This is a genomic window from Curvibacter sp. GW821-FHT01G03 (assembly GCF_059422285.1).
On sequence record NZ_JBWKWP010000004.1, the window covers coordinates 215,456 to 228,602 of the forward strand.

The 13,147-nt window shown below is 64.1% G+C and carries 12 protein-coding genes; 8 read left to right on the forward strand and 4 right to left on the reverse strand.

Going from position 1 to position 13,147, the window contains the following annotated elements; all coding sequences use genetic code 11:
* Nucleotides 1-7: 7 nt before the first annotated feature.
* The 3 genes from AC07VS_RS07035 to AC07VS_RS07045 form a co-directional block, all read right to left on the reverse strand.
* Nucleotides 8-847 carry a hypothetical protein gene (locus AC07VS_RS07035; protein WP_494657463.1) on the reverse strand — a complete coding sequence of 280 codons (840 nt, stop codon included), beginning with the start codon at nucleotides 845-847 and terminating at the stop codon, nucleotides 8-10.
* A 244-nt stretch (nucleotides 848-1,091) separates the two neighbouring features.
* Nucleotides 1,092-2,237 carry an ATP-grasp domain-containing protein gene (locus AC07VS_RS07040; protein ID WP_494657464.1) on the reverse strand — a complete coding sequence of 382 codons (1,146 nt, stop codon included), beginning with the start codon at nucleotides 2,235-2,237 and terminating at the stop codon, nucleotides 1,092-1,094.
* Between the two features lie 50 nt (nucleotides 2,238-2,287).
* Entirely contained in the window at nucleotides 2,288-3,277 is a 990-nt protein-coding gene (locus tag AC07VS_RS07045) for a potassium channel family protein (RefSeq protein WP_494657465.1), read from the reverse strand.
* A 199-nt stretch (nucleotides 3,278-3,476) separates the two neighbouring features.
* On the opposite strand from AC07VS_RS07045, the gene AC07VS_RS07050 reads away from it, so the two are divergent.
* Entirely contained in the window at nucleotides 3,477-4,658 is a 1,182-nt protein-coding gene (locus AC07VS_RS07050) for a GGDEF domain-containing protein (RefSeq protein ID WP_494750569.1), read from the forward strand.
* A 73-nt stretch (nucleotides 4,659-4,731) separates the two neighbouring features.
* A complete protein-coding gene (locus AC07VS_RS07055) occupies nucleotides 4,732-4,992 on the forward strand; it encodes a hypothetical protein (protein ID WP_492346368.1) in 261 nt (86 codons plus the stop codon).
* A gap of 33 nt (nucleotides 4,993-5,025) precedes the next feature.
* On the opposite strand, the gene AC07VS_RS07060 is transcribed toward AC07VS_RS07055, so the two are convergent.
* Nucleotides 5,026-6,405 (reverse strand): TIGR03862 family flavoprotein, encoded by a 1,380-nt coding sequence (locus AC07VS_RS07060; protein WP_494750570.1) that lies wholly within the window; start codon nucleotides 6,403-6,405, stop codon nucleotides 5,026-5,028.
* A 245-nt stretch (nucleotides 6,406-6,650) separates the two neighbouring features.
* Here AC07VS_RS07060 and trxA point away from each other — a divergent pair, with 245 nt between their 5' ends.
* The 6 genes from trxA (at nucleotide 6,651) to AC07VS_RS07090 (ending at nucleotide 13,053) form a co-directional block, all read left to right on the forward strand.
* Complete coding sequence (gene trxA, locus AC07VS_RS07065; protein WP_492346366.1) at nucleotides 6,651-6,983, forward strand: thioredoxin TrxA; 333 nt, start codon at nucleotides 6,651-6,653, stop codon at nucleotides 6,981-6,983.
* Between the two features lie 237 nt (nucleotides 6,984-7,220).
* Entirely contained in the window at nucleotides 7,221-8,483 is a 1,263-nt protein-coding gene (gene rho, locus AC07VS_RS07070; RefSeq protein ID WP_019573269.1) for a transcription termination factor Rho, read from the forward strand.
* A gap of 273 nt (nucleotides 8,484-8,756) precedes the next feature.
* Complete coding sequence (locus AC07VS_RS07075; RefSeq protein WP_494750571.1) at nucleotides 8,757-9,542, forward strand: class II aldolase/adducin family protein; 786 nt, start codon at nucleotides 8,757-8,759, stop codon at nucleotides 9,540-9,542.
* A gap of 60 nt (nucleotides 9,543-9,602) precedes the next feature.
* Nucleotides 9,603-11,168, forward strand: coding sequence for an ABC transporter substrate-binding protein (locus tag AC07VS_RS07080; RefSeq protein ID WP_494750572.1), 1,566 nt, complete (start codon nucleotides 9,603-9,605; stop codon nucleotides 11,166-11,168).
* Nucleotides 11,169-11,218: 50 nt separating this feature from the next.
* Nucleotides 11,219-12,193 (forward strand): ABC transporter permease, encoded by a 975-nt coding sequence (locus AC07VS_RS07085; RefSeq protein ID WP_492346363.1) that lies wholly within the window; start codon nucleotides 11,219-11,221, stop codon nucleotides 12,191-12,193.
* Between the two features lie 8 nt (nucleotides 12,194-12,201).
* Nucleotides 12,202-13,053, forward strand: coding sequence for an ABC transporter permease (locus AC07VS_RS07090; protein WP_492346362.1), 852 nt, complete (start codon nucleotides 12,202-12,204; stop codon nucleotides 13,051-13,053).
* Nucleotides 13,054-13,147: the final 94 nt, after the last annotated feature.

A 13,147-nucleotide genomic window follows, 5' to 3' on the forward strand; every position in this document is an offset into this window, starting at 1 on the left:
TGAGCCATCAGTTGTTGGACACGGTGCCTGAGAAGCTACCGTTGCTTGTATTTCCTTGAACCTGGTTGTTCCCGAAGCTGTTGATGACACCACCGCCGCTAGGGTTGATACCCACAGGATTGCCGAAAACCACGGAGTTCGATAGTTGCACCGAGGCACCCGAGCCAGCAGCCAACACCCCATTGCCGCAAGGTGTCACAGGATTGCAAGTGGTCAGGCTCATGATGAACCTGGAGCGCTCCACAGAAACCGTGGCCGTTCCTCCAGTCACATTTACCGCCAAACCATTGCCAGAGTTACTCACGGTGGTGTCCAGAATTTCAACCAATGGCGCCCCGCTTGAGACGCTGATGGAAATCCCATTCGAGCCGAAGCGGTCGACCTGGACGTTTTGAATGCGCAGGCTGGCACCGCTCGTGAACAAAATGCCCGACAAGCCCGGTGATCCAGTCCCGGCCAGGCCGTTGAAGCGAAGGTTTCGCAGAATCACAGCGTCATTGACACCCGCAGCAACAACGATGCCGTTGGTTCCTGCCACCAGTACGCTAGCCACCTGTCCGCCACCGCCATCCAATGTGATGGCCTTGGTGATGGTCAGCGCGCCAAAGCCGGCAGGGTCGAGCGCATCAATTTCGCCACCTGCTGCCGTCTTGGAAATGGCACCAGCCCAGGTTTTGCACGGCGCCGTCCGCGAGCAGGGGTTGGCATCGTCCCCAACGCCCGAAACCCAGGTTCGAGTGGCCTGCGCATGGCCCAGCAGCGGAAACGCCAGTACCAACGCAGCCACCCAAAGGCTCCCGCGGACCAAACCTCTGAACCAAAAAACTCGAATCACAGGTGTAAACATGTCAGATCCGTTTCGTTGAAGGGGGCCACCGGCGTCAAGCCGTAGAACCGGCATCGATCAGAGTACCCTCATAACTGGGTAATCCGACGCAACCTTGATGCTCAAGCATCATGATCAATGTTGTTACGAATTTTTGCAATAAGGTTGGCTTGAATGGTTCCGCAACGTGGCCCCACCGTTCTCGCCGTCTTTGCGTCTTTGATCAACTCAAGCGACTGAAAGCACGGGTGCCCAAGCAGCGCCTTCAGCCCACATCCCGGCCCGCCGCCCTGAACAGCATCCGTTGAAACGCATCAAATGCCTTTTGCATCACCGCCGACTTGTAAGGGAAGAGGCCGGCAGGGTCGGTGTCGTGAATCCAGCTCTGGTTGTCCGCTTCGAACAGAAGCAGTTGACCGTCTTGGGTTTCAGTGCAGTCCAGCACGAGGTAGTCCAGTCCCATGCGCCGGGCGATTTCGGTCAGGGCGCCGGCGTGCCGACGCCCGAAGCCCGCCTCGAAACCTTGCATGAAATCAGCTTCTTCGACGCGAAGTGCGGCTTGTTGAGTCATCGGTGCCGAGTAGTAATGCACCATCCAATGGGACGAGATCGCCATGTGGCAGGCATAGGCCTGCCCCTCGATGAGCGCGATGCGGCATTTGCGATAGAGGCCGTCCGGGCCCGAACTGTCGATGAACTGCGACACGTAGAACTCGGCTTCGGCGTGTTGGGCGAGGTAGTGCTGCAGGTCGCTGAGATACCCGATCCGGGCCAGCCCCTGGCCGCCCTGGGTGCCCAGCGGGCGGACGGTGCAAGGCAGTTCCGTCCATCGCAGCAGATCGGCACGAGAAAGCCGCCGCGTCCGCGGCAGCAGCAGCCCAGGAATGCCGCCGAGCAGACGGCCTAGCTGGTCGCGCAAGCAGTTTCGAAGGTGCTCGGGCCGATTCAAGACCGGACGAGGCCAATGCAGAAGCAACTGCTCGATGCGGTGCAGGCTTGCGTCGTTGCGGCCCGACGAGGCCAGCGCCACAAAGGCCACATCGTGCTCAGGCAGGGCATCAGGCCATGGGGCCTCGGGCAGGACATACAGCAGGGTCAACTCGATGTCGCTGTCCTCCAGAAGGAAGTCAACTGGCGTGTTGTCCATCATGCCTCCGGGCCCCATCAGCACCAACAAACGCAAGCGCGGCTCTGCGCAGCCTTCGATGCGAAAGACCGTGCGGTTCTGCAACGCCTGTTGCTGCATTTCCATCGCCAATTCGGTGTCGCCAAGGCCCAGCATCTGATAGTGCAGGCGCATGTAGAAATTGGCCAGATCAGGCTCGGCACCGGTCTGCTGAAGCAGTTGGGGCCATTGCTGTGCTGTGCAGCGGCTCAGGCCCAACGCCCCCGGGATGGCGGGGAGGTTCATGGGCACCAAACGAGGCATGTGCATACCGTTCGTGCCTTCACCTGTTCGATTCAGGCGGGCTGGCTGAAACGCCGCTCCAGCGCCTCGCGCCCCTGGGGGCTCGTCATCAGCACCAGGGTATTGCCCGGCTGCAGCCAATGGCTTTCATCGGGATTGAAAATCCAAGCCCCGCCTTCGTGGGCGGCCAGCACCACATAGTCGCGCGAGCGAGGCACGGCCTCGCTCAGCGCGCAAGGCACAAAGCCCGCTGGCAGCACCAGTTCCTCCACCCGCATGGCCTCGTCGCTGTGCAACATCTGATCCATGAAATTGACCACATGCGGCCTCACCATGGCCGAGGCGATGCGCATGCCGCCGGTGAAATCAGGTGACACGATCTCGTCCGCGCCAGCCCGACGGGCTTTTTTCTCGTTGCGGATGTCGTGCAGCCGCACCACCACCCGCACCGCCGGGTTGATCAGCTTGACCGACAGCGACACCATCAGGTTGTGACTGTCGTCGCCCGTGACGGCAAACACCCCGGCCGCACGGCTGAGGCCGGCGCGCAGCAGGGCTTCATCGTCTGCCGCGTCCTCGTGCAGGTACAGCGCGTCGGGGTGGTGCTCCAGCCACGAATCCAGCACCTGGCGATCGGTTTCAACCACCACGTAGCGGCGCCGGGTCAGGTCCAGTTCGTCGGCCACATTGGAGCCCACCCGCCCGATGCCGCACACAATGTAATGACCGCTGAGGCGGTCCAGTTCCTTTTGCATCCGCCGTCTCCTGATGGCCGCATTGAGGTCGTAGTCCACCAGCAAGGCCACCATGGTGGAAAACAGGTAACTCATGGTGCCGATGCCCACCACCGCAATCAGCACGGTGAACAAGCGCCCCATGGGGTGAGTGGACAGGTCAACCGTCTCTCCATAGCCAATCGTGGCGATGGTGATGAAGGTCATGTAGAAGCTGTCAATCCAGGTGGCCGTGGGTCTTCCGATGTAGTGGTAGCCCAGCGTGCCGGCGATCTGAATCAGCAGCAACAGCACCAAACCTCGGGCCAAGCCTGAGAAATGTCTGCCGGGAAAGCGTTTGGACAAAGGTGCACCACCGAATTGAATCGGCCGGATTGTGCCACTCACCCGGCCAATCAAGCCGCTTGGACTGACTTCGACCCGTTCAACGGAGACGATGCAGGATCCCAAATCGGTTTAGAGTGGTTTGCCATCATCCTTGATGGTCTGCTTTTTGCTCCGCTTCAACATGTCAACCCTCCTGCTCGACAGACCGGCCCTGAAGTTCAAGCTCAGACAATGGGCGCATGAGCACGATCAAGTAGCCTCCCAGGCCGGTGAGATCAACCTGGCCCGCATGCGGATGCTGACGCCGCTGCTGGCAGGGCTGAGTGCGCTCTCAACCCTGATCTTTGCCTTTCGGCTGGTGTTGCTGGAGAGCGCCGGCACCTCGCGCGACTGGCTGTTCGGATTGCTCTGGGCCCACCTGACCATGACGCTGCTGATGCTCGCCTTCATGGGGCTGAACCACCACCTGAGACACGGAGCCCGGCGCCTCGCGGGGCAGGTGTTGCCACTGGCCTGGCTGATCACCGTGTTGGCCTATGCCACCGTGCTCACGTGCATCGATCAGTGGGTCACCCCAAACATCACCCCTTTTGTGTTGGGCAGCATGCTGGCGGGCCTGCTGCTGCACCTGAGGCCGCGCGAATCGGCCGCCTTGTTTGCCCTGGCGGCGTTGGGCTTTCTGGCGGGCCTGGGCCTGACGCAGGCCCAGCCCGAAAGCCTGCTCTCCAACCGCCTCAACGGCGTGTGCGCCTGCCTGCTGGGGCTCACGCTGTCGGTGTTGCTGTGGCGCAAATTTGCCATGATCACCTTGCAGCAGCGCGCCCTTGAAAAAGCCAACCAGGCGCTGCAGACCAAACAGCGCGAGCTGGAGCGCCTGACCCGGGTCGATGGCCTGACAGCCCTGCTCAACCGGACCACCTTCGTCGAGCTGACGCGCAACGAACTGGCCCGGGCCCGGCGTCAGGGCACGCCCACCACCTTGCTGCTGCTGGACCTGGACCACTTCAAACGGGTCAACGACACCTGGGGCCACCCTGCCGGCGACGAGGTGCTGCGCCATGTCGCCGCCTTGTGTGCCGGCACGGTGCGCAGCACCGATCTGGTCGGTCGCCTGGGGGGTGAAGAGTTCATCGTGCTGCTGCCCGCCACACGCCCCGAAGCCGGGCGCATCCTGGCCGAAAAGCTGCGCCTGCGCATCCAGAACACCCCCGCCGGGGTCCAGGGTCGTCCTCTGACCATCTGCGTCAGCATCGGCCTGGCCAGCACGGCGCCTGATGCCGATGCCAGCTTCGACACCCTCTACGCAGCGGCAGACCATGCCCTCTACCAAGCCAAGCAATGGGGTCGCAACCGGGTCGTGTAAAGCCTCGGTAACAGGGTCAACCTCGCCATTCGTTGGGCGTTATCGGTATCAGAATGCTGACAAAAGGTCTTACATGCTCAACACGCCCCCCACCCGCTCACTGATCGCCTTGGCCGCACTTGCCATCGGCGCCAGCCTCACTGGCTGTGTCGTGGCTCCCATGCCCGCACGCCCTGTGGTGGTGAACCCTGGGCCGGTCTACGTCGCGCCCGCCCCGGTGTATGTGGCGCCCACCTATGCCAGTCCGGGCGTGGGCTGGGTCTGGGTCCAGCACCCCCGCTATGGCTGGGGCTGGCATCACCCCGACCACGGCTGGCACCGCGGCTGGCGCTAAGCCACCGGCGATGGCAAGGCCCGCTTGCCCGGGTCAGGCGGTGATCTGCGTGGCCAACCAGCGCAACACGCCCTGGCCAGCCTGACGCCCGGTGGCCGCACAGGCGGTCAACAGGTAGCCACCCGTGGGGGCCTCCCAGTCGAGCATCTCACCGGCACAGAACACGCCCGGGCAGGAGCGCACCATCAGGTCGGTATCCAGGCCCTCGAAAGCCACGCCACCCGCGGTGCTGATGGCCTCGTCCAGCGGCCGGGTTGCCAACACGGTGACGGGCAGGGCCTTGATGGCCGCCGCCAGTTGGACAGGATAGTTCATCTGCTCCCGGCTCAGCAATTCGTTGAGCAAGCCCATCTTGATGCCTTCCAGCCCCAGCCGCCCTTTCAGGTGGCTGGACAGCGAACGCGAGCCGCGGGGGTGGCGCACCTCGGCCAGGACCCGTTCTGCCGAGTGGTCGGGTAGCAGATCCAGCTCGAAAGTGGCGCTGCCGTGCCGTTCAATGCCACGCCGCAAGGCCGGTGACACCGCGTAGATCAGGCTGCCCTCCACCCCGCTGGCGGTGGCCACAAACTCGCCGCGGCGCTCGAACAACTGGCCCTGCTCGTCCACATGGCGCAGAGCCACCGACTTGAAGGGCTGACCCGCAAAACGCTCGGCAAAGAAGGGGGTCCAGCCGGTCTTGGGCGTGGCTTCGTGGCCCAGCAGTTCGCCCATGAACTCGCGCCGTGATTCGCCCCGCCCATTGGCGGCGGCAGCCACTTCAAAGCCGCAATTCGAGGGCCGCAACGGTGCCACGGCCACGCCACGTGCCTGCAGCCAGGGGACCCAGGCCCCGTCCGAGCCCAGACGCGCCCAACTGGCGCCGCCCAGGGCCAGCACCACAGCCCGCGCCGCCACCGCCACCGGCCCTTGCGGGCCCTGCAGCAGCAGCGCCCCCGAGGTGTCCCAGCCCAGCCAGCGGTGGCGCATGTGGAACTGCACGCCCAGGCCGCGCAGACGATGCAGCCAGGCCCGCAGCAGCGGCGCGGCCTTCATGTCGGTCGGAAAAACCCGCCCGGAACTGCCCACAAAGGTTTCGATGCCCAAACCCGCCGCCCAGGCCCGCAACTCGGGCCCACCCCAATCCTGCATCGCAGGCTCCAGCGCAGCCCGGGCCTCGGCATAGCGGCTCATGAAGGGGTCATGCGGCTCGGAATGGGTCAGGTTCAAACCACCCTTGCCCGCCAGCAGAAACTTGCGCCCCACCGAAGGCATGGCGTCGTACAGGTGTACCGGCACCCCGGCGCTGGCCAGCACCTCGGCCGCCATCAGGCCGGCCGGGCCTCCTCCGATCACCACCACAGGGGCCGCGTCAGGATGCGCAGGAGCCAAAGCCGAAGAGGCCACGGAAGAAGTCGAAGAAGCAACAGAAGTCATGAAGGCAGGCAAATCAGAAAAAAGGCGTGGTGAACACCACTCAGCGGCGTCACCCGGGTTGCAAGTATGCGTGACACGCCCCGGGCTTTCCCCGACGACCGTCCGCACAACACCTGTCTGATGGCTTTTGCCTATGTCGCCCATAGGCGCCCGATGCCCCATCAAAGGACTTGGTTTCTGTCACAATGCCGCCAACTCCAGCGCATCTATCCTTTTCTTACGCTTCATCCCAAGGAAACGACACCATGGCCAGCGACCTGATCAAACACATCTCCGACGCCTCCTTCGAAGCCGACGTTCTGCAAGCCGACAAGCCCGTGCTGGTCGACTACTGGGCCGAATGGTGCGGCCCCTGCAAGATGATCGCCCCCATCCTGGACGAAGTGGCCACCGGCTACGAAGGCAAGCTGCAGATCGCCAAGATGAACGTGGACGAAAACCGCGACATCCCGGCCAAGTTCGGCATCCGCGGCATCCCCACCCTGATGCTGTTCAAGAACGGCCAGTTGGCCGCCACCAAGGTGGGCGCCCTGAACAAGGCTGCGCTCACGGCTTTCATCGACCAGCAACTGGCCTGATGCCCGAGCGGCCCGCCCTGTGCGGGCCGTGTTTTGCAGGCGCCCGCTGCGCTGAAACGGGCGGCCTGATTTTCCTGTCATAATCAGCGCAATTCATCGGACGGCAGACCAACCTTCCGAATCGAATGTCCGGTTTGCGAGGCCTCTCTCGCCTCCCCCCAAACCTCCCCCGAATCAGTCAGCCCGCAAGGGATTTTTTGGCGACCCCTGTCCGGGTCAGTCCACGCAGGACCCTCCATGCATTTGAACGAACTCAAGGCACTCCATGTGTCTGAAGTGTTGAAGCAAGCCGAAGAGCTTGAGATCGAAAACACGGGCCGCATGCGCAAACAGGAGCTGATGTTTGCGATCATCAAGAAGCGCGCCAAGGCCGGCGAGCAGGTGTTCGCCGACGGCGTCCTGGAAATCCTGCCGGATGGTTTCGGGTTTCTGCGCAGCCCGGACAGCAGCTACACCGCCAGCACCGACGACATCTACATCTCCCCGAGCCAGGTGCGCCGCTTCAACCTGCACACCGGCGACATGATCGAAGGTGAAGTGCGCACCCCCAAGGACGGGGAGCGTTACTTTGCTTTGACCAAGCTCGATGCCGTCAACGGCGGCCCGCCCGAGCAGAACAAGCACAAGGTGATGTTCGAAAACCTCACGCCGCTGTTCCCCAAGGAACAGATGCGGCTTGAGCGCGAAATCAAGAGCGAAGAAAACATCACCGGCCGCATCATCGACATCATCTCGCCCATCGGCCGCGGCCAGCGCGCGCTGATCGTGGCGCCGCCCAAGAGCGGCAAGACGGTGATGATGCAGCACATCGCCCACGCCATCACGGCCAACAACCCCGACGTGCACCTGATGGTGCTGCTGGTGGACGAGCGCCCTGAAGAAGTGACCGAAATGCAGCGCTCGGTGAAGGGCGAAATCATCGCCTCCACCTTCGACGAGCCAGCGGCCCGCCACGTGCACGTGGCCGAGATGGTGATCGAACGCGCCAAGCGCCTGGTCGAACTCAAGAAGGATGTGGTCATTCTGCTCGACTCCATCACCCGTCTGGCCCGTGCCTACAACAACGTGGTGCCCTCGTCGGGCAAGGTGCTGTCGGGCGGTGTCGATTCCAACGCCCTGCAGCGCCCCAAGCGCTTCTTTGGCGCGGCCCGCAAGGTCGAGGAAGGCGGCTCGCTGACCATCATCGCCACCGCGCTGGTCGACACCGGCAGCCGCATGGACGAAGTGATCTTTGAAGAATTCAAGGGCACCGGCAACTGCGAAATCCACCTGAGCCGCCGCCTGTACGAAAAGCGCGTGTTCCCGGCCATCGAGCTCAACAAGAGCGGCACCCGCCGCGAAGAATTGCTGCTGGCCCCCGAGATCCTGCAGAAGACCCGCATCCTGCGTCAGTTCATGTACAACATGGACGAGATCGAGTCGATGGAGCTCATGATCAAGAACATGAAGGCCACCAAGACCAACGTCGACTTCTTCGACATGATGCGCCGCGGCGGCTGATCCGCCCCGGCCCCGGCGCCCCGATCAGGGGCGCACCCGAATCCCGCACGCCTTGCCGCCTGCGGGATTTTTTTTGCCCGCGAGCGCCTCAAGCGGGTGCAAAACGGCACCAAAGTCACCCATGCGACAGCCCGGCACAGGGTTTTCAACCGGTTTCAACCTGGCCCGGAACCTGCTAAGTTGATAACTGTCGACAGTCTTCTGTCGAAGATCAACCCAAACAGGGGCATCTTGCGCTAATGCAAGGCCCCGGCCAACTGGAAGGAAGCGTGCATGTCGACCTTGTCCAAACCCACCGCCGCAGCGGGCCAGAGCGAGCAACAGGTTCGCGAAGACCTGGCCGCGGCTTACCGCCTGATGGCCCACTTCGGGCTGGATGACAGCATCTACACCCATATTTCGGCCCGCGTTCCAGGCACCGAGGACCAGTTCCTGATCAACCCCTTCGGCCTGCTGTTCCGCGACATCACCGCCTCATCGCTGGTGAAGATCGACCTGGAGGGGCGGGTCATCGAGCCCTCGCCCTACGACGTCAACCCAGCCGGCTTCACCATCCACAGCGCGGTGCACTCGGTCCGCCACGATGCTCAATGCGTGCTGCACACCCACACGGTGGCTGGCGTGGCGGTGTCGTCGCTGCAAGAGGGGCTGCAGCCGTGCAACCAGTGGGCGCTGCAGTTCTACAACCGGGTCGTCTACCACGAGTTCGAGGGCATCGCGCTCGATCTGGATGAGCGCGAGCGCCTGATCGCCGACCTGGGCCCCACGGCCCGCGCCATGATCCTGCGCAACCACGGCCTCATGACCCTGGGGCGCACCGTCTCCGAGGCCGTGATCCTGATGCTCAACCTGGACCGCGCCTGCCGGGTGCAACTGGCCATCCAGGGCAGCGGCCAGGCCGTCCGGCCCGTTTCCCCCGAGGTCTGCGAGCGCACGGCCCGACAGTACGAAAGCGGCGACAGCAACCGCCTGCCCGGCCAGGCCGACCCCAACCAGCGCGAATGGCTGGGCCTGCTCAAGCACCTGGAGCGCCCCGCGCCCAGCAGCTTCCGCGATTGAAACCCGACTCAACCCCACCACCCCACCCTCATCCCTCCCTACCCTCAAAGGACTCCTGCCATGAAGCGTCGTGAAGTGTTTCAAATCGCTGCCAGCGGACTCGGCCTTTCTCTTGCCGGCATCCCCCTGAGCGTGCTCGCCCAGGACCGCAAAGGCGGTGTGCTCAACGTTCTGGTGCAGCCCGAGCCGCCGGGGCTGATGCTGGGCATGGTGCAGAACGGGCCCACCCAGCTGATTGCGGGCAACATCTACGAGGGCCTGCTGCGCTACGACGAAAAGCTCAACCCGCAGCCCCTGCTGGCCACCGCCTGGACCATGAGCAAGGACGGGCTGGTCTACACCTTCAAGCTCAAGCCCGGCGTGAAGTGGCATGACGGCAAGCCCTTCAGCTCGGCCGATGTGGTGTTCTCGGTCGACGTGTTCCTGCGCAAGACCCACGCCCGCCTGCGCGGCAATCTGGAGTGCCTGGACACGGTCAAGGCCATCGACCCACTGACGGTCGAATTCAAGCTCAAGTACCCCTTCGGCCCCTTTTTGGGCCTGTTCGAGACCGGCACCATGCCCATGGTGCCCAAGCATGTCTACGAAGGCACCGACTTTGCCAACAACCCGGCCAACGCAACGCCGATGGGCACGGGCCCCTTCAAGTTCAAGGAATGGGTGAAGGGCTCTTACATCCAGCTGGTGGCCAACGAGGCCTACCATGCCCCCGGCCAGCCCCTGCTGGAAAGCCTGTACTTCCACGTGATCCCTGACGCGGCCTCGCGGGCTGCCGCCTTCGAATCCGGCAAGGTGGATGTGGTGCCTGGCGGCGCGGTCGAGTTTTTCGACGTGGTGCGCCTGTCCAAGCTGCCCGGGGTCACGCTGACCACCAAGGGCTGGGAGTTCTTCTCGCCCCATTCATGGCTGTGGCTGAACCACCGCAAGGCCCCGATGAACAACGTCAAGTTCCGCCAGGCCGTGATGTTCGCCATCGACCGAGAAGCCATGGCCAAGATCGCCTGGCAGGGCTTTGCCAAGCCCGCCACCGGCCCCTTCAACAGCCACATCAAGTACTACAGCGACGACGTGGCCAAGTACCCGCGCAACCTCGAGAAGGCCAAGCAGCTGCTGGCCGAATCGGGCTACAAGGGTGAGCCGCTGAAACTGCTGCCCCTGCCCTATGGCGAATCCTGGCAGCGCCAGGCCGAGATCGTGCGGCAAAACCTCACCCAGGCCGGCATCAAGATCGAACTCACGGGCACCGACGTGGCGGGCTGGAACCAGCGCCTCAACGAGTGGGACTACGACATCGCCTTCACCTACGTCTACCAGTACGGTGACCCTGCCCTGGGCGTGGCCCGCAACTACACCAGCAGCAACATCGCCAAGGGTTCGCCCTTCAACAACGTCGAGGGCTACAGCAACAGCCGCGTCGACGCCCTGTTCGCAGCGGGCGCCCGCGCCACCGACCCCGAATCGCGCGCCAAGGCCTACCTGGAAGTACAGAAGCTGCTGCTCGAAGAAGTGCCCGTGGCCTGGCTGCACGAAATCAACTTCCCCACGCTTTACCGCAGCAAGGTCAAGAACCCGATCAGCTCGGGCATCGGCCTGAACGACAGCCTGAGCCGCGCCTCACTGACCTGACCTCAACCCTGAGCCCCCCACCCTGAGCCCCCCACTTGCCGGATCTGCCCATGAAACGTCTGCAGTACATGCTCACCCGCATCGTGCAGGGCCTGCTGGCCCTGATGCTGATCGCCACCGTGAACTTCCTGCTCATCCGAGCCGCCCCAGGGGACCCGGTCTCGGTGCTGGCCGGCGAAGCCGGGGCCTCCGATGCCCAGTTCGTGGCCCAGCTGCGCAAGGAATTCGGGCTGGACCAGCCCCTGTCCACCCAGCTCGGCAGCTACCTGGGACACGTGGCCACGCTGGACCTGGGCTGGTCGTACCGCCAGCAGCAGCCCGTGCTCAAGTTGATCGCCGACCGCCTGCCCGCCACCTTGCTGCTGACCGGCAGCGCCTTTGCCCTGTCGCTGCTGTTCGGCGTGGCCCTGGGCGCCATGGCGAGCCGCAGGGTGGGCAGTTGGCAGGACAGTGTCATCACGGTGGTGGCGCTGATCTTCTTTGCCACACCGCTGTACTGGCTGGCCATGATGGCGGTGCTGATCTTCACCGTGCAGCTGGACTGGCTGCCGGGCTTCGGCTTCTTCACCGTGGGCACCCAGCTCAGCGGTCTGGATCAGGTGCTGGACATCGGCAAGCACCTGATCCTGCCTGCGCTGACACTGGCCCTGTTCTACATGGCCGTCTATGCCCGCATGACCCGCGCCTCGATGCTTGAGGTGGCACAGATGGACTTCGTCAAGACGGCCCGCGCCAAGGGCGTGCGCCCTGGCCGCATCCAGCGCAACCACATTCTGCGCAACGCCCTGCTGCCCGTGGTCACCCTGGCCGGCATCCAGGCCGGCGGGATGATCGGTGGCGCCGTGCTGACCGAGACCGTGTTTGCCTGGCCCGGCATCGGCCGGCTGATGTTCGACGCCCTGCTGCAGCGCGACTACAACCTGCTGCTGGGCTGCTTTCTGGTCACCGCCGCGGTGGCCGTGCTGTTCAACCTGCTCACCGACCTGGTCTACACCCTGGTCGATCCGCGCATCGAAATGGCCTGAGGTCCTCCATGAGCTCCCCCTCCAAGAACTCTTTCTGGCGCCGTTTCCGGCGCAACCGCGGCGCCCTGTTCGGCCTCATCGTGCTGATGCTGGTGGCGCTGGTGGTGGCCTTCGGGCCGCTGCTGGCGGCCCACGACCCCTGGGACATGGTCGAACAGCCCTTTCTGCAGCCCGGACAGCAAAGCGGCTTCGCGCTGGGCACCGACACCCTGGGCCGCGACATCCTGTCAGGGGTGGTCCTGGGGGCACGGGTCTCGCTGCTGATCGGCATTGTCTCCACCCTGGTGTCGCTGCTGATCGGCGTCAGCGTCGGTGCCGTGGCCGGCTACTTCGGGCGCTGGGTGGACGCCACGCTGATGCGCTTCACCGAGCTGTTCCAGGCCATCCCCAGCTTTGCACTGGCCATCGTGCTGGTGGCCATCTTCGAGCCCTCGGTCAAATCCATCGTGGCGGCCATCGCCATCGTCTCGTGGCCGCCCGTGGCACGCCTGGTGCGCGGTGAATTCCTCACGCTGCGCCAGCGCGACTTTGTGGCCGCAGCCCAGCTGTCCGGCCAAAGCACGCCGCGCATCATCCTCACGCAGATCCTGCCGAATGCGGCCTCGCCCATCGTGGTGATGGCGTCGCTGATGGTGGCCACCGCGATCCTGCTGGAGTCCAGCCTGAGCTTTCTGGGCCTGGGCGATCCCAACCAGATGAGCTGGGGCTACATGGTGGGCTCGGCCCGCACCGTGCTGCGCCAGGCCTGGTGGATGGCCGTGTTTCCAGGCGCTGCCATCGTGCTCACCGTGCTGGCCCTCAACCTGGTCGGCGAAGGGCTCAACGATGGCCTGAACGCCCGACTCGATGGGAGACGCTGATGAACGCCGTGATGCAAGACACCCCCAAGCCCAACGCGCTGCCTCACGATCTACCCAACGATCTGCCCACCCCCCAGCCCCGTGCCGAGGCCCT